The organism is Stenotrophomonas sp. GW821-FHT02D01 (assembly GCF_059421765.1).
Genome location: NZ_JBWKVP010000009.1, coordinates 39,391 through 54,836, shown reverse-complemented (window position 1 = coordinate 54,836; position 15,446 = coordinate 39,391). Strand labels below are relative to the sequence as shown.

The window sequence follows — 15,446 nt, the reverse complement described above, 5'->3', positions numbered from 1 at the left end:
GTGCTTTATAAAAGTGCTTCGATCCATGGCTTTTCCCGATGGGAGCCAATGGCTGAACGGAAGAAGCTCGAATACTCCTTGCTAGGGCAAAGATGTGACTTGACAATTTCAACCACATCGGGAATATCTCCCGCGGCCCGAATCAATGTTTCGACCGTCTGCCAAGCGTCTCGCTTCTCCTTAGGAGTCTTCCAGCTGTTGAATCCAAGGCGTTTAATTGTATAGTCAGCGCGCTCAAATTCCCATGTCCCTTCTAGTGCAGAGGGCTTGACCTCGCCGTCTAAACCGTGAGCTAGTAGATCGACATCGGCCTGAACGCATGGATCCAAAAGCTTCGGCACTTCCCCGTCGAGTGAGTCATTCTCTGTCGAGCATCGGCTTCCCTCGTCTCGGAGAGGGAATTCATTTGCTTTTCCGCAAAGGACATCTCCTTCGCTCTCCGGTCGATTGCAGCGCTGACAAGATATTCTATAGTTTGACCATTCGTACGCGAGCCAGTGGTAGCCAGGATGGTCCGCGAGCTTTGCGCCATCAATAGTCACGGCAAGCTTTGGTCGGAAATGATCAACGTCGACCGGCGAGCGAGTGCTCATTGCCTCGCAATACCAGCATTTTTCTCCTCCGTTCTCCTGAAGCCATGGTTTCAATAGTGACCAGCTATTGTTTTTGCTAATATATTTTGCGCGAACTTTTGGGTCGGACGCTTTCGATAGGTAGCGCAGGCGGCTGGCCACTTGCGCTCTGAAATCCAGGGGGAGGTTAACAGGGCGCTGGATGTCGATAAAAATCACTTGGCAGCCTCCTTTTGGTCTCTCAGGAGGCCCTTTACCAACGCGACTAACGCGCTCTTCCTATTTTCTAGTGAGATAACGGGATCCATTTCCGGATTATCTTGCCCAAGATCAAATCTCGCTCGCCGATATTCTTGCTCAAGTCGATCCCTAGAGGCGAAGTTGAAATCCAATTGTTCTAGTCTAGATCTGAGTTGGATTAGCCTCTCCTCATCTTCTGGACTTAGCGGACCCTCTTTCATCGAAAGTCGGTGAAGTTCCACCAAATCGTGGTTTGTCGAATTGTCAAGGCTAGATCCCAATCCGAACATTTCGCTAGTAACAATTCCAGCAAAGCCCATTCCTCTCGGGTCTATGGGGGGATTTCCAGTATTTATCAGGGCGGAGTTTTCTGGCCTGTAGAGGATCTGTACCTGCTCCTTAACAAGATCCGCAATTGAAAGAGGATTATGAGTGGTAAGAACGATGTGGCTGCTGTCTTGGCTTCCGTTGTGGCCTGTGAAACGGGAAAGATGGCTCAGATAATCCACACACCATCGTGGATTCAGATGGGTGTCCGGCTCATCAAGCAAAAAAAGGCTCTCCTCCGAGGCTGTGAAACGGAGGAGGCCCAGTACAGTCAGCAATTGTTGCTCGCCTTCACTCAGTTCTCGGAAAATCACAGTGCTTGAGCCCTTGTCCCGCAGTCTCAGGCGGATTCTAACTTCTTCGATTAATTCAGAGACATATGTGCTTTCAAGGTCTCTAAAGAATTCGTTTGCGGGCTGCTGACCGACCAAATCCCTAAGTGCATCAATATCCTTTATGAATAGATACTTGTACTCGAGCTCAGTTCGGTTCTTGTTCCAGATGGAAGTCTGTAGCTCGCGTTTGATTGATATCGGCGCGATCGAAACATCCATCAGTCGGCTCAAGAACCTTTGAACTAGTCCCCGAGCCCTCCAGAACCGCTCGTCGCCTTTCTTGGACTTCCACGGCGGGCGGCGCAGCACAAACAAGACCGATTCAATTCCGAGATCTGGATCTACCCCTAGTTCATTGATGAGGAATTCTCTTGTGGCCTTATCAGGGTTTATAAGGAATGCCAGGAGAACAAACTGACTGTGAACGGGGAGTGCGTAAAAAAGCCTCTTGGGGGGAGGATCCGATTCGGACTTAAGAAGTGTGTTGTAATAGTCTTTGAGGTATGGCTCAAAGACATCGTGCATGCGTCGACTCTCGCCCGAATAGTAACTGAATACGTAGCGGGGGAGGAGATCTTTGTCCCTCGCGAAGAAATCTGCAATCCGGATGCTGGTTAAGTTCCTAGGATGCGCGCTATCGCCTTCCTCCGATCCGCTGGCGGGCGGGCGAAAATCCGCAACTCTTACAGAAATCTTGTCTTTTTCTTTATCGGGATCTGAATCAATGTATATCTTTCTGAGATCATTTCCTGATCCCATGCTGTATGCAAGACTAAAGGAGAACTGAGGGCTTCGTCGGCCCTGAATTAAATCCCTGAAAATAACCGCAAGGGCTTCAAGTACGTTTGATTTTCCCGTGCCATTCCATCCAATTACGACGGTAATCGGGTGATTCTCATCAAAGTCTATTGTGACGTTCTTTAGATTTTTAAATTCATGTTTTGGTCCATCCTTCTGACTGCCAATAGTAGCTTTGATTAGGCGCATGTCTACTGCTTCCTTGCTCTGAGTTGATCTTCTTTTTTAAGTCCATCTTGATCATGTATTGCTCTGATCTCTATCTCTCCGGACTTCAAGAGTTGTCGAAGATCAGCGTAGATGGACTCAATCGCCTCCGTGTCCGCCCCGTCTAATATCCCGCATGCTGCAAATGCGTCTTGGGCTGGCGTCCACTCTCCCGATTTCTTCAGAGCCTGGAGCAGGCTAAGGGGCTTATTTTTATTGGCCTTCAAGGTCGGCCTCCTTTGAGGTGCGGGTCCTGACGTAATCACTTCCCTCTGTTGCTTAACTCGCGCAATTAGGTCGGTAACAGGCTCGTCAAGTGGACTCCTTTCTGTGAGCTCTCCCGAGAATGCAGTGCCATAAACTTTGCTGCGCTGCAGATGAATCTTCGATGAGATTGATTCCAGTGTCGATTCTTGAGCTGCGATTGCCGAAAATTCGCGCTCAATCTGAGCGACAATCTCATCCATTTCATCTTGGGGTGGAATTGGTATGGCAATCTGCTCAATGATTGATTTATTTAATGCTGGCTGATTGTTCCCGCTTCCGCTTCGTCTTATCTCTTCATACCGGGATTGGAGCCAATGATAGACATAGAGCGAGGGTACCCCGCTATTGTTAACGAGTATGGATGCGCTATTCTGATTATTTGCGGCATCGATTCCAAGGATGGCGGTTTGACCGCGAGTCTTTCCCTCGCCAATCATCGCTAGCATCACGCTTCCCGCTGGGTTGACTTGAGTGCTGCTGTTATTAAGGCCTTCCTCGGAAATGGTTTCCTTGGTGGAGCTTATTACATTGAATTTGATCTCGCCCGAGCTCACCCAAGGGATTCCACCGCCCCAGTAGCGGGGTTCCTTTCTGCTTGGCGTGGCGCCAACTGTGACAAGAAAGCACTCACCAATTGTGCTCCACGTCCAGCTCGCGGGCAGGCTAGATAGAGCGCGGTTTGTCGGATCCGGTTTCGGCGGGATACGATACTTCGATTGCCAATTCGTTGGGGGTTTGACACCCCTTCTTGTGTACTTGGCAAGCTCTTGAGTCTCCCACTCAATTCGTCTTCTTTCCCGTATGGATAAAAGCAATTCGTCTCCAGTCTGAGGCTGGATGTTATCGCTACGCCATTTCTCTGTCATTTCGCCTGACATGGCCGAGGTTAGTAGACTTCTGCGATATTCTCGCAGTTTGTCCGTGCCTTGGGTTATCTCGGCTTGTGCGATATCAAGGGAGCGCAGAATCATCTCAATTTTAACCGCGATTCTCTTCTGCTCCTCAATCGGGGGCAGTGGAATGCTAATGCTCCTGAGGACTTCAGGATCTACATGAGGGATGCCGATGCCCTTGGTTCGCTCGTTAATGTCGGAGTATTTCGATGAGATAAAATGGAACAAGTAATCTTGATCGAATAGATCTGAACGAATCCGTGCCAGTGTGGATCCAACGAATCCTGATCGCCCACGGCCAACCAATCCTGCGCGCGATCCGTCCCACACCATCAGTACATCCCTAGGTTCACATAGGGGTGCGTTCTGCTCCGGCGCGTATTGGGTTATTATTCCCTTTTCAAAGGCTGCTATGTTCACATAGGCAATATGGCGTGCGTCGCTGCGGCCGCCGAGATCATGTGGTCGTTTTCCTTTTTGTATCTCAAGTGATTCAGGGAGGCTAATGAGTTGCCATCCAGCTGGCACGTCTTTCATGCGATAACTTCAGGTTGGTTGAGTAAGCTCTAGGTCGTTCACAAGCTCTAGCTTGACAGTGTCAGCCGGGAGATATGTGGCGTCATGAGTGCTAGCTTGGCTAGCATAGGGCCATTGCCAGCTGCATGCACCCAAACAGTTGGGCAGGCACGCGTACAGTGTCTCGCCAGCTAAGGGTGCGCGGTACAGCGGAGGCGGGCTGGCGGCGTCTCGCTCAACGGAGAGACGCCTTGGTTGCCTAGTTTGGCCACGCGTTCTGCGATTCAAGGCTAGTTGCTTGGTTGTCTGTGCAGAGGTGTGCAGACCCGATTTTTCGGCATCTGGAGCTCGATCGGGTGGAGCTCGATCGGGGGGGGGGGCTCCGGATAGGCTGGTCACAGTTGACGTCTGTCGGCTACGTCGGACGCGGATGTTGCCCTAACGCCGGGTAGAGCATGCGGCCTCTACCCAACGAACAGTGACCGAAATAAATGATCCGAAATTTCGATGGGGAGGAATGCGAATCGGCCGGACAGGCCTAGAGGCTGGAAGGATTGCCAGGTATCATCAATGGCACATGCGTCAAGAGAGAACGCAGGAGCTCCGTCGCGATTGTTTTCACGGCACGCCGTGCCCTCAGCCGGCGGTGAAACCGCGCGAGTCGCGCGCCGTTTTCGCTTGGTGCTCGTTGCATGAAGCATTCATCGCGGTCGAGTTCAGAAGGACGACCTGGGTGGACAATCTGAAGCAGCCAGCCGATTGGACGTCCGATGTGTCAGGCTGCTAGCCTCGATAATGTCAGCATTGGATTGTCACCGCGGTGCATGGTGCTGATAGGGGAGAGAGGCCTACTTTTAATTTTGGGAGAGTGAGGTAGTCAAATAATCACTCCGGCCTCACCTCCCGGTTCGCCCACTCAGCCAACCCCCGGCAAGCTAGAAACAGCCCATCAACAGTTCCCTCATCCAGATGTCGCTCAGGCTCGGCAGCGACCCGGCAGCGGTCGGCCGAGTGCAGAACCTCCAACACCGTCAGCAGCCCCACCAACGCGCGCTCGGTCCTCGCTAGGCTCACGCGGCGGCCGGGTGACACGTCGTTCTCCGGCCAGGGCAGCCCATCAGCCCCCTCGCAGCCGCGCATGCGCTTGAGGATGCCAAGCAGGGAGTTCAGGTCGGGCAGTGGCGTGTCGTCGTTGACGGGCTCAACAGCGGCGTACGGGGAGAAGGTGTCGGATTCGTTCATGGCGTCGGTTTCCTTGGCTGTGCTTAACAGCGCCACCGCGTGAGCGGGGTGGCGGACGATGCGTGGCTGCAAACCGGGATGAAGCAACGAATAATCCGGTGAGTCCGAAGACTCCCACGCACCGCCCGCCATAAAGGCCGACGGATTGCCCGCCGGCACCGGTTAAGGACGGTGCCGACGGGCAAGCGTAAACAACAGTCGTTGCTCATCACGGGTTTGCAGACCCGATGCCACCCGTTGTCGGTGGCGCGCCATGGTGTTTACGCTGCCGCTTCGAATGCAAATTGAAATTCGCGAAGAAATCGCGCGATTCGAGAGCGAAAAACTATTGTTGCACGCGCCCTTCGTGCAGCACGCGACGCCACAAGACGCATTCGCGCAGCCGCTATGTTGATTGCGAATCAAAGTGGCGCAATCGCCTATGCCGCAAGCGAATAGTGCGATGGCCTTCTTTGCAACAGTTCTTGGTCTGCCTAGGCAGGCGGCGGCGCCCGATCAGTGGCACAGCCCGAAATTCGGTTCAAACCCGACATCGCCAGAGCATCAGAACCCTCGACCAACGCCGTCCTCAACCACCGACGCATTCCCCACCAGCAACTCAATCATTGCCCGCGCCGCCGCCGACTGGCGCCGATGCGGCGCATAGATCACCGAGAACGGCCTTGCCCGCCCTCGCAGCTGCGGCAGCACTTCCACCAATTGCCCGCGCTGCAACCGCTCGTGCACGATGAACTCATAGCTCTGGCAGATGCCAATGCCCTGTTCGGCCAGTGACACCACGCCCAGCACGTCGTCGGAGGTCTCGATGGACGAACGCGGCAGCCAGTCCACGTCGCGCCCGTCGTCGCGGAAGATCCACGGCGCCAAGCGGCCGGTGCGTGGCATCACGAAGGGCAGGCACAGGTGCTGCTGCAGATCGTCCAGCGTCTGCGGCGTGCCGCGGCGCTGCAGGTAGTCCGGCGCTGCCACCAGCAGCAGTGGCGCGTCTTCCAGCTTGCGTGCCACCAGCCCGCTGTCCGGCAGCTGGCCCAGGCGGATGGCCAGGTCGAAACCCTCTGCCACCAGATCCACGTTGCGGTTGGTGATGTTCAGTTCCACCTGCACTTGCGGGTACTGCTGCGCAAAGCGCGCCAGCACGGGCGGCAGCCGGTAGTGGCCATAGGTGGTGGGCACGCTCAGGCGCACGCGGCCGGCCAGCGCACCGTCCTGGGCCAGTACGTCGCGCTCGGCGTCGTCCAGCAGGCCGAAGGCGGTGCGCACCTGTTCCAGATAGAGCCGCCCGGCGTCGGTCAGGCCCACGCGGCGGGTGGTCCGCTGCAGCAGCTGGCGGCCCAGCCGCGCTTCCAGGCGGGTGACCGCGCGGCTCAGCACCGAGGGCGTGGTGGACAGCGCCACCGCGCCGGCCGTGAACGTGCCGTGCTCGACCACCGCCAGGAACACCTCCACATCGCCCAGGTAGTCGAACTTGCGGCTCATTTGGCTCTCCGGGGAACAGATGTTTTGCGATGGGGCCAATTTATCGCCGCTGGGGCGATGAATAAAGTGGCGGCCATTCCCCAATAGGAGCTCCCCATGAACCTGATGACCCGGCTGGCCGCAGCGCTGGCCCTGACCCTGGCCGCCAGCGGCGCACATGCCGCCAACGTGCTGGTGGTGCTGTCCGACGAAAACCACCTGGACCTGAAGGACGGCAAGGTGCTGTCCACCGGCTTCTATCTCAACGAGCTGATGCAGCCGATCAAGCTGCTGCTGGACGCGGGCCACGAGGTGACCTTCGCCACGCCGCAGGGGCGGGCGCCGACGGTGGATGTGTCCTCGGTGACGCCGGCGTACTTCGGCAACGACGCTGCGCAGCTGAAGCTGCACAAGGATCTGCTGGAGAAACTGGCGCTGACCTCGCCGACCGCCTCGCCGGTGGTCAGCCTAGCGCGCGTCGAGCAGCAGGGTTACGCGCGTTTCGATGCGGTCTACATTCCCGGTGGCCACGCGCCGATGCAGGACCTGCTGAAGAGCCCGGCGCTGGGCCGGCTGCTGGCCGACTTCCACCAGCGCAACAAGACCACCGCGCTGGTCTGCCATGGGCCGATCGCGCTGCTGTCCACGCTGCCGGATGCTGTGGGTTTCGTGGCGACGCTGGAAGCGAGTGCGACGCCGGCCATGCCGAAGTGGATCTACAGCGGCTACCAGATGACGGTGATCAGCAACCAGGAAGAAGAGCAGGCCAAGCCGCTGCTGGGCGGCGGTGAGATGAAGTTCTACCCGCAGACCGCGCTGCAGCGGGCGGGTGCGCGGTTCAGTAGCAACAGCACGCCGTGGACGGGGCATGTGGTTGTGGACCGTGAGCTGATTTCCGGGCAGAACCCGGCTTCGGCGCTGGAGGTCGGGCAGCGGTTGGTTGAGCGGTTGAAGTAAGGCGGGCTCTGCATCGCATGCGGTGCCGTGGCACCATGATGGATCGGCTTCGTTCTTAATGGGCGAGGCCGGTTGCCCAGGGAAGCCATTCACTACGACATGCGAACGTCCGTCCTCTTCATTCTCTCCGCCTTGTGTCTGACCCTGTTGTCTGGCTGCGCCAGCGGGCCGGAGTATCACCATTACAGTCGCGAGATTACCGGCGCGTTCGTGGCCGACGACGGCAAGCTGTACCTGCTGCCGGTCTATGACGAGCCGATGCGCTTCGATGCGGCGCCGTTCCGTGATTACCGCGCCCTGATGGACAGCCCGCTGCGCGAGGCCGTGGTCTGCGCGCAGATGTACATCCGTGAGGACTGGCGTGTGCCGGCCGACAGGACCAAGGTGCATGGCAGCTACGCGCTGCTGCTGCAGCCGGAGCAGGTGACGCCGGAGCAGGCGGCACAGTTCAAGCTGGAACGGTTGGAGATCAGCCCGCGGGTGGCCAAGGCCATCGACGAGTTGACGCGCCGACCGTACATCCTTGAAGCCCGGAGCCGCTACGAACTGGCGGCCGACCCGGACTGCAATCTTTCCAAGAAGGGCGGCAGCTATTACAGCGCGCTGTTCGAGGGTGATGGCGAGCGGGTGCAATTGCCGGACGCTGCTGCGCTGGCCGCAAAGGCGAAGCTGCCGCAGTCGATTACCGCGCGGGCTGAGCGGATCCAGCCGGAGGATAAAGACAAGCCGGGCGTGGATGCGGCGACCGGCAAGGTGCTGGGTGCGGCGTTGGTACCTGTGGCGGTTCCGGTGTTTGTGTTGAGCCTGCCGTTCCTGGGGCCGGATCATTGGAAGTGATGGGGCGTTGAGGGAGCGCCATCCACGCGTGGCGTGGATCTACCCGGGCATCGCCAATGCCTGAACGTTCATCTTGGAGATCTGTGTGCCAAGCACACTGGAAACTGTGTTGAAGACCGTAGGCTTGATTGTCCTTGCGGTGCTTCCGTTGTTGACCATCTGGTTCATCCAGCGGCGAAGGACACTGAGAGCCCGTTCCGCGTTGGAATCTGGGCTGCGCTTGAACCCGCCTCGGCGGATTTCCGGTACGTCCATGACCTTGGTGATGGTTAATGGGAAAGAGGATCGAGAGCACTACTTCTTTGATACAGATACCTTCTATCTGCATCGGGGCCCAATGCCCACGGCAGTTCCGCTCTCGCAGATCACCTCAGTCACACGAACCTCCGACGTCATCTACGCGCGCTATGTCTGGCAGGTATGCTTCAGCCGCGCAGCGGGCAGATGGTGCGTAACGTTCACCAACAACCTGACGCTGTTCAACCGAGACTTCCTGCTCTTCCTGGAGGCGGTGCGGAAAGCCAATCCGCTGGCGACGGTCGATCGAGCGGGCCTGCGCTTCTAATCGCGCGGCGACATCAGCGGCGCCGATTGGTAAACAGAGGGGCTAGGTGGATGGTTGTCGTAGATGATTTCGCACGTGTCTCACCCACTCAGCCCATGCTGGCGGCGCGGATCTGGATATCCTGCTGCACGCGCTGATCTTCCAGCTGCTGCTCAAGTTGGTTGGCAATGGCGCGCTGCTGCGCCTCGCGGCTGACCGCGTCGAACTGCTGCATTGATTCTTCAACCGAGGTCTGTGCGGCCAGCTCGGTGGGCATTGCGGCGCGTTGGTGTGCGGGGTCGCTGGGCTCGCCCTGGAACACAAACAGGGTGTGACCGGTGGGCTTGTCGGCTGTGGCGTTGCTCAGCAGCACGTGGTCGACACGGTCCAGGTCGTTGTCTTTGGCCAGCACCAGCAGGCTGGCGGTCATGCGCTCGCTGGCTTCGTCGAAGGTGCGGCCGTGCTTGGCGTCCAACCTTGCCACGCCCTCTCGTACCTGTTGGTAGAGGGCGTGATCAGGATGCTCGGGCTGGGTCGGCAGCAGGGGAGCGGGCGGTGCTTCAGGCTGTTGAAAGGCCATTGCGCTGGACGGCGGGGTGGGCTGCACGTCCATTGGCAATGGCGTGTAAGGACGCTCGTGCTCCGAGACCTTGGGCGCGGCGTCTGTTGCCGGCGGGGGCGCAGCCGGCTCGACTGCGGCGCGGTTAGCTGGAATTTCTGACTCGGGCTGGATCGGCGCCGGCTTTGCGTCGTTTTCGTGGAGGCGAGCAGTCACTGGCGCGGCGTCGGCCACTTCGGTCTGGTTCGCTGGGGCCAGGGAGTGGGCGTGAGTCGCAACTGGATCCTGCGCGGGAGCGCGGCGCTCAACACCGGAAGCAGGCAGCGCCCTCGCCTCGGGCTGGGCGCGAGATTGCTCAGCCGCGGGAATGGAGGGTGATGGCGCGGGCGCAGACGGCGTCTGCTGCGCAGGAGAGTCTGCATCCGTGCGCACTTTCTGCTCGCTCGAATCTTCCTGCGTTGGGGGCGCTTTAGCTGCAGTTGGCTCGGGTCGTGGCCCTTCCGGGCGCGCCGGTTCCTGTGCCGGCTCGGCACGAACCGACGGCGTCGGTGCTGCAGGCGCGGGAGTGCGGTGCTCCTGCACCAGGGGTGGTGCGCTGGGCGCCGGCGCAGCTCGCTCCTCGGCGTGCGCATCGACTACTGCCTGCGGCGTCAGGCGCTCATCGGCGTGTTCGCCGCGCACCTCGGCTACCGCTGCGGCGGCCAGTTGCTGCGCCTGGGGAGCCGCGACGCCCAGCCGGTTCGCTTCCTGCGTGGCCTGATCGTAGGCATCGCGCTCGTTTGCGGTCAGGGCATCAATACGTCGCTCATGGGAGCCGGGTGTGGGAGCCTCCTGCTGCTGGATCGCCCGGATCTGCGGGTAGGTGCCATTCAACTCGTCGCGGATGTTGCCCTCGGCCAGCGAATCGTAGATCCAACCGTCATGCAGCCATTCGCCATCGTGCTGGCGCTGATAGGTGCGCCCATCGGATGCCAGAACGTGATCTGGATGGTTCCGGGCGAAGACCACCTCCTCCGGAATCTCGCCGTACTGGGACCAGCCTTGCGTGGTGTATACCTGCTCGTACTGCTTGGCGAAGGCGGCTGAACTCCGGGCGGCGTTGAAGGCCATGATGCCTTGAGCGGTCTCATCGAGATGGGCCGCCTTGGCGGCATCGGCTACTTCCACCGTCGTGTTCTTGATGCCGTGCTCAAGGACTTGATGGACGACCTCACGTCGCCATTCGCCGGTTTCCGGACTGCGCTCCCAGGAGCGCGGCAGTGCGCTGGGTGTGTCGGTGGCGTCGCCGGCAATGCTGAAAGGATTTATCGGTTGATCAGGCTCCCGCATCCGCAGGCCAACGGCCAAGCTTGAGGCTTGGTAGTTCAGTTGCTGGGTCAATTCGGCATCGGCCGTCAGCAGCGTAGCCGGGCCGTAGATCGGGCGATCGGCCAAGGTGCCGACAGTGCCTATGATTTCCCGCTCGCTGTGCGTCCAGCCCTTCTCAGGATGCGCGGGATCAAACGTCCAGACTCTGCCGGAGCCGTCGCCCTGATTGTTGATCTTGTACTTCTCGACCCATTCGACAACTTCGCTGGCACCCCACGCACCCAGTCCGGCACCGATAATGCCGGTGACAATCGCGCCGGGGCCGGACTCGATGCCCAGCAGCGTGCCCGCCTTGGCGCCCAGCGCTGCCCCGGTCCAGCCGCCGACACTGCGCGCACCGAAGTCCAATATCGCAGCTTCCGCGCCTGTGCGGTTGTCGCGCGCGTACAGGTCGGCAATCTTTGTCCCTTCCGTGGCTGCTTCAACAACAGTTGCTGCGGCACCGCCGATGATGGCGCCTCGCACCATGTTTGGACGGACGCGGATTGTGTGGTCGACGCTGCGTGCTTCCTGGATGTTGGGCGTTATGCCCTCAACAACCTTGAGCGTTGCGCGTTCATCGAAAACGGCTGCCGCTGTTGGTGGACTGACCTTGTCGTTGAGGGGTAGGGTGTCCCCAAGCTCGGCGTGCCAGCGGCCTTGTGTGCGCCAGCCATCGCGCACTGCTTGGGTGATTCGAGGGTCTTTCAGTCGAGCTTCGCGTTCGGCTTCCAGTGCTGCGCCCGGTAGGCGGGTGTCGCTATGGCTGTCGTAGACCTGCGCGCCTTCGCGTCCGTAGAGCCGAATCTGGATGCCGGTCTCGGCCTGGACCTTGTCCAGATTGCCAGGCAAGGCTTCGTAGACGTGTTTGCGCACGTCTTCGGGGACGTAGCGGCCGAAGCCGACCAAGTCCAAGTCAGACGTGAAACGTCTATCGACACCAAGCTCGCTCTCCAGCCGGTGCGCTACAACTCCCCGAACCTCGACTTCATAGCCCTTGGCTCGTAGATCTCTGATCAAGGCAACTGCGCTGTCACCATTGCCCAGCGTAGTATCGAGGATGAGGTTGTTGCGACCATCGATTGCTGAAGACCGCAGTTCCTTGGCCCACTGGCTGGCGTCGTCGTGAGTGTGGCCTGACCAAGTGTAAGGATATTGCTTGCGCAGACTCGCAGACTCCGAACGTACTCATGCTCATCACGTAGCGCGTCGGGATCGATAGTGATGACATCGTTGTGCAGTTCCCGCCTAACCTGACCCGCTAGGCCACCCTTGCCAGCCCCAGGTTGACCGGCGAGTATCACTGCCTGGGGATTTCCATATGACGTCCGGCTATCCAGGCCGCTCTTGGGAATGATCTGTTCCCATAGAATTTGCTGGTGCAACTCCGGCGAAAGGGGGCTAGCGGTGGAAGCCATCAGGACCCTCTGAAGTTGACTTGAAAGTACTCCCACAAATCGTCAATTTCAGCCATGCCAATGTTCTTGGACCTGGCGAACGACATCAGTCGTTTTTTCTCATTGGCCTCAGCTATTGCCTTGGGATTGCCCGACGTCTCCGCAGCCTCAAGCTCATCGCTAGCTTCCATGATGAACGCCCCGAGCGCCGCTTCCAGGGCCCAGATCGCGTCATCGAACGGCATCAGCGGAACCCTTCGCGATCGTTCAACCGATCGATTGAGAGCTACCTGCAGTCTTTCGATATGCTCCGGATAGTCCTTGAGCATTTCGCGAAGCTTGGCTGGAACTGGAGGAGTGGCTTGAAGCATAGTCGACACCTATTCAGTGGTCTGACACGTTTTCATGAGTATCTAAACTTGGAATGGCGAGTTCAATGCCATCTGTAGCTGCCGACTATCGGAAGGCGGCGTTAGGCGCCTCTTGAATTAAGGTCGAAGTACTTCCTGAGATCGTCGAGTCTGGCCATGCCAATGTTGCTGGACCCGGCAAATGACATCAGTCGTTCCTTTTCTTTGGCTCGTTCGATGGCTTGCGGATCGCCTGATGCCACAGCGGCATCAATTTCAGCGCGCGCTTCACTCTTGAATGCACTAAGACAGTCCTCCAACAGCCAGACTGCGGCCTCAAAGGGGGGGGCGTAACTCTGCCGCCCGTCGCTCACTGAAATGAGAGCCCTCTGCAGTTGTTCGATGTGATCCGGATAATCCTTGAGCAACTCAAGGAGCTTTGCCGGTACCGGGGGAGGGGAATGAGGCATGGGTTTCACCTGGTCAGCGATTTGACACGCTTTCATGAGTATCTGCACTTGCAGGTATGAGTTCAACGCCACCCAGGTCCTGCTGGACATCAGAGGAGTGGTCAGATCTCTCCGGGGTTGACTTGAAGGTACTCGTAAAGCTCATGGAGGCCCTTCATTCCCCCGTTGCCGGAGCGCGCCCGGAACATCAGTTTGAACTTCTCATCTGCTTTCGCAATAGATCGAGCTTCGCACGATGCCTCAACGGCGGCCAGGTGAATGCGGGCTTCGCTGATAAAGCCATCAAGGCAGTCCTCCAATAGCCATGCCGCTCTCTCAAAAGGCGGGTCGGACTTGATTCTTCTGTGCTCTACCGAGTTGAGAGCCTCCTGCAGCCGTTCGATATGCTCCGGATAGTCTTTAAGCATTTCCCGGAGTTTTGCTGGAACGGGAGGGGAAGAGGGAGTCACGACTGTCACCATTTCTGCAGATCCATGCGGGTTCGAGAGTATCCGCACATGACTCTCTGGGTCCAATGTCATTTGCGACAGCGGTTGGGCGGGTTGCCTGACGCCTTGATCGAGGAGCGTCTTCGTTGTGGCAGGAGGGGCAGAGCATCCACGCGTGGCGTGGATCTACGAAGGTAAACTGGCTGCCTACGCCCGATGGAAGCTCGCCCATGTTCAATGGAAAAGTTGCGGTGGTTACCGGCTCTACCAGCGGTATCGGTCTTGGCATTGCCACGGCGCTCGCGCGGCAAGGCGCCGACATCGTGCTGAATGGCTTCGGCGATGCGCAGGAAATCGAACGCATCCGTTCCAACCTGGAAACCGAGTTCGGTGTACGGGTGGCGCACGATGGCGCCGACCTGTCTCGCGGCGACGCCGTTCGGGACATGATCGACCACGCCGTGGCGAAGATGGGGCGCATCGACATTCTGGTGAACAACGCGGGCATCCAGCACACCGCGTCGATCGAGGAATTTCCCGTCGAGAAGTGGGATGCGATCCTCGCGCTGAATCTCTCTGCGGTGTTCCATGCAACGGCGGCGGCCTTGTCTTACATGAAGCAGCAGGGATCCGGTCGCATCATCAACATCGCATCGGTGCACGGGCTGGTTGGGTCGGTGAACAAGTCGGCCTATGTAGCGGCAAAGCACGGCGTGGTTGGTTTTACCAAGGTGACCGCGCTGGAGAACGCGGGCACGGGCATCACCGCCAACGCCATCTGCCCAGGGTGGGTGCGAACGGCGCTGGTCGAGCAGCAGATCACCGCATTGGCGGAGCGGGAGGGAACGGATCAGGAGTCCGCCGCTCGCGCGCTGCTAGCCGAGAAACAGCCCTCGTTGCAGTTCGTGACGCCTGAGCAGCTGGGGGAAATGGTGGTGTTCCTGGCCTCGGATGCTGCGGCTCAGATCACGGGCACGGCGCTGCCGGTGGATGGGGGCTGGACGGCGCGCTAGCTGGCCGGCTGCCCGCCGGGCATGGCCCGGCGCTACCGGGAGATCGGGGCGGAGTCCGGTGTTACCGGGAGATCGGTGTGGGGTCCGGTGTTATCGGGAGGGCGGTGCGGTGGTTCGGTGTTATCGAAGGCGGGTGGGATCGATCAGGGGAATCTCGCCCAGTGCATCCAGCATGACGTGATGGCCGCAGAACCCGAACGGGGTGTCCGCGGCGGGCCGCACGTTGTGGCGTGGCACGCTTTCGATGTCCCGCACCTCGTCTACGGCCAAGGCAAAGGCAAAGGTCTCCGTGCCGGCCTGCATCAGCAGCATGGCCGGGCAGCCATGAGCGAACCCGCTCAAGCCGATGGCCTGACGCAGGTCGACCACCGGCAGTGCGTGGCCGCGCACGGTGAGGTGCGGGCGCGCGCCACTGCCGGGGCGATCAAAGGTTTCCGGGCCGCGGATTTCAATCGCGACTTCGACATCGATGGCAAACAGGTGGGTACCGGCCCGCACAACAACAACTTCAATGAAGGCCGGCGACGACGGGGCCGGTTCACCGGCCGAAAGGGAAGAGGGCTGCAAGAGGAACCTGTGGAAGGGTATTGAAACTGCAACGCAATGATGCCGTGTTGACGTGACGTAACGCGTACTTTGCGGACGAGCGGCCAGCACGCGTTGCATGCGTCGTTCAGCGGGATCAAGGCGCC

At 59.1% G+C, this 15,446-nt stretch carries 15 protein-coding genes and 1 pseudogene; 4 read left to right on the top strand and 12 right to left on the bottom strand.

From position 1 onward, the window contains the following. Positions 1 to 5: 5 nt before the first annotated feature. The 5 genes from AC07UW_RS16425 to AC07UW_RS16405 all read right to left on the bottom strand — a co-directional run bounded on the left by AC07UW_RS16425 (position 6) and on the right by AC07UW_RS16405 (position 6,873). Positions 6 to 791 carry an HNH endonuclease family protein gene (locus AC07UW_RS16425; protein WP_495212447.1) on the bottom strand — a complete coding sequence of 262 codons (786 nt, stop codon included), beginning with the start codon at positions 789 to 791 and terminating at the stop codon, positions 6 to 8. Next, positions 788 to 2,461: an AAA family ATPase gene (locus AC07UW_RS16420; RefSeq protein ID WP_495212446.1), complete on the bottom strand. Its 1,674-nt coding sequence runs from the start codon at positions 2,459 to 2,461 to the stop codon at positions 788 to 790. The genes AC07UW_RS16425 and AC07UW_RS16420 overlap by 4 nt, the downstream gene beginning before the upstream one ends. 2 nt (positions 2,462 to 2,463) lie before the next feature. Continuing rightward, entirely contained in the window at positions 2,464 to 4,176 is a 1,713-nt protein-coding gene (locus AC07UW_RS16415) for a restriction endonuclease subunit S (protein WP_495212445.1), read from the bottom strand. 864 nt (positions 4,177 to 5,040) lie between these two features. Continuing rightward, positions 5,041 to 5,397 (bottom strand): hypothetical protein, encoded by a 357-nt coding sequence (locus tag AC07UW_RS16410; protein WP_495212444.1) that lies wholly within the window; start codon positions 5,395 to 5,397, stop codon positions 5,041 to 5,043. Positions 5,398 to 5,940: 543 nt separating this feature from the next. Further along, positions 5,941 to 6,873: a LysR family transcriptional regulator gene (locus AC07UW_RS16405; protein WP_495212443.1), complete on the bottom strand. Its 933-nt coding sequence runs from the start codon at positions 6,871 to 6,873 to the stop codon at positions 5,941 to 5,943. 96 nt (positions 6,874 to 6,969) lie between these two features. Here AC07UW_RS16405 and AC07UW_RS16400 point away from each other — a divergent pair, with 96 nt between their 5' ends. The 3 genes from AC07UW_RS16400 to AC07UW_RS16390 all read left to right on the top strand — a co-directional run bounded on the left by AC07UW_RS16400 (position 6,970) and on the right by AC07UW_RS16390 (position 9,211). Then, positions 6,970 to 7,809, top strand: coding sequence for a type 1 glutamine amidotransferase domain-containing protein (locus tag AC07UW_RS16400; protein ID WP_495212442.1), 840 nt, complete (start codon positions 6,970 to 6,972; stop codon positions 7,807 to 7,809). A 99-nt stretch (positions 7,810 to 7,908) separates the two neighbouring features. Further along, positions 7,909 to 8,646 carry a hypothetical protein gene (locus AC07UW_RS16395; RefSeq protein ID WP_495212441.1) on the top strand — a complete coding sequence of 246 codons (738 nt, stop codon included), beginning with the start codon at positions 7,909 to 7,911 and terminating at the stop codon, positions 8,644 to 8,646. 106 nt (positions 8,647 to 8,752) lie between these two features. Beyond that, on the top strand, positions 8,753 to 9,211 hold the full coding sequence (locus AC07UW_RS16390) for a hypothetical protein (protein WP_495212481.1): 459 nt from the start codon (positions 8,753 to 8,755) through the stop codon (positions 9,209 to 9,211). A gap of 88 nt (positions 9,212 to 9,299) precedes the next feature. Here AC07UW_RS16390 and AC07UW_RS16385 read toward each other — a convergent pair whose 3' ends face one another. The 6 genes and pseudogenes from AC07UW_RS16385 to AC07UW_RS16360 all read right to left on the bottom strand — a co-directional run bounded on the left by AC07UW_RS16385 (position 9,300) and on the right by AC07UW_RS16360 (position 13,762). After that, positions 9,300 to 9,770 (bottom strand): XVIPCD domain-containing protein, encoded by a 471-nt coding sequence (locus tag AC07UW_RS16385; RefSeq protein ID WP_495212480.1) that lies wholly within the window; start codon positions 9,768 to 9,770, stop codon positions 9,300 to 9,302. 2,145 nt (positions 9,771 to 11,915) lie between these two features. After that, positions 11,916 to 12,209 (bottom strand): annotated as a pseudogene (locus AC07UW_RS16380) (zeta toxin family protein); the annotation flags it as partial. Next, positions 12,113 to 12,514 (bottom strand): zeta toxin family protein, encoded by a 402-nt coding sequence (locus tag AC07UW_RS16375; protein ID WP_495212440.1) that lies wholly within the window; start codon positions 12,512 to 12,514, stop codon positions 12,113 to 12,115. The pseudogene AC07UW_RS16380 and the gene AC07UW_RS16375, both read right to left, overlap by 97 nt. Further along, positions 12,514 to 12,822, bottom strand: a complete 309-nt coding sequence (locus tag AC07UW_RS16370; RefSeq protein ID WP_495212439.1) for a hypothetical protein — start codon at positions 12,820 to 12,822, stop codon at positions 12,514 to 12,516. Before AC07UW_RS16370 ends, AC07UW_RS16375 begins: the two co-directional genes overlap by 1 nt. 143 nt (positions 12,823 to 12,965) lie before the next feature. Then, positions 12,966 to 13,313, bottom strand: a complete 348-nt coding sequence (locus AC07UW_RS16365) for a hypothetical protein (RefSeq protein ID WP_495212438.1) — start codon at positions 13,311 to 13,313, stop codon at positions 12,966 to 12,968. A 101-nt stretch (positions 13,314 to 13,414) separates the two neighbouring features. Further along, the gene (locus AC07UW_RS16360) at positions 13,415 to 13,762 is read right to left on the bottom strand and encodes a hypothetical protein (RefSeq protein ID WP_240790689.1); all 348 of its coding nucleotides are present in this window, start codon (positions 13,760 to 13,762) and stop codon (positions 13,415 to 13,417) included. A gap of 209 nt (positions 13,763 to 13,971) precedes the next feature. Here AC07UW_RS16360 and AC07UW_RS16355 point away from each other — a divergent pair, with 209 nt between their 5' ends. Next, positions 13,972 to 14,754: a 3-hydroxybutyrate dehydrogenase gene (locus AC07UW_RS16355; protein ID WP_481450826.1), complete on the top strand. Its 783-nt coding sequence runs from the start codon at positions 13,972 to 13,974 to the stop codon at positions 14,752 to 14,754. 120 nt (positions 14,755 to 14,874) lie between these two features. Here AC07UW_RS16355 and AC07UW_RS16350 read toward each other — a convergent pair whose 3' ends face one another. Continuing rightward, complete coding sequence (locus tag AC07UW_RS16350) at positions 14,875 to 15,420, bottom strand: chemotaxis protein CheW (protein WP_495212437.1); 546 nt, start codon at positions 15,418 to 15,420, stop codon at positions 14,875 to 14,877. Positions 15,421 to 15,446 lie beyond the last annotated feature (26 nt).

Coding starts and splice junctions, on each gene's coding strand:
- AC07UW_RS16420 (WP_495212446.1), bottom strand. CDS start 2,461: ATGCGCCTAATCAAAGCTACTATTGGCAGTCAGAAGGATGGACCAAAA.
- AC07UW_RS16415 (WP_495212445.1), bottom strand. CDS start 4,176: ATGAAAGACGTGCCAGCTGGATGGCAACTCATTAGCCTCCCTGAATCA.
- AC07UW_RS16410 (WP_495212444.1), bottom strand. CDS start 5,397: ATGAACGAATCCGACACCTTCTCCCCGTACGCCGCTGTTGAGCCCGTC.
- AC07UW_RS16405 (WP_495212443.1), bottom strand. CDS start 6,873: ATGAGCCGCAAGTTCGACTACCTGGGCGATGTGGAGGTGTTCCTGGCG.
- AC07UW_RS16400 (WP_495212442.1), top strand. CDS start 6,970: ATGAACCTGATGACCCGGCTGGCCGCAGCGCTGGCCCTGACCCTGGCC.
- AC07UW_RS16395 (WP_495212441.1), top strand. CDS start 7,909: ATGCGAACGTCCGTCCTCTTCATTCTCTCCGCCTTGTGTCTGACCCTG.
- AC07UW_RS16385 (WP_495212480.1), bottom strand. CDS start 9,770: ATGGCCTTTCAACAGCCTGAAGCACCGCCCGCTCCCCTGCTGCCGACC.
- AC07UW_RS16375 (WP_495212440.1), bottom strand. CDS start 12,514: ATGGCTTCCACCGCTAGCCCCCTTTCGCCGGAGTTGCACCAGCAAATT.
- AC07UW_RS16370 (WP_495212439.1), bottom strand. CDS start 12,822: ATGCTCAAGGACTATCCGGAGCATATCGAAAGACTGCAGGTAGCTCTC.
- AC07UW_RS16365 (WP_495212438.1), bottom strand. CDS start 13,313: ATGCCTCATTCCCCTCCCCCGGTACCGGCAAAGCTCCTTGAGTTGCTC.
- AC07UW_RS16355 (WP_481450826.1), top strand. CDS start 13,972: ATGTTCAATGGAAAAGTTGCGGTGGTTACCGGCTCTACCAGCGGTATC.
- AC07UW_RS16350 (WP_495212437.1), bottom strand. CDS start 15,420: ATGCAACGCGTGCTGGCCGCTCGTCCGCAAAGTACGCGTTACGTCACG.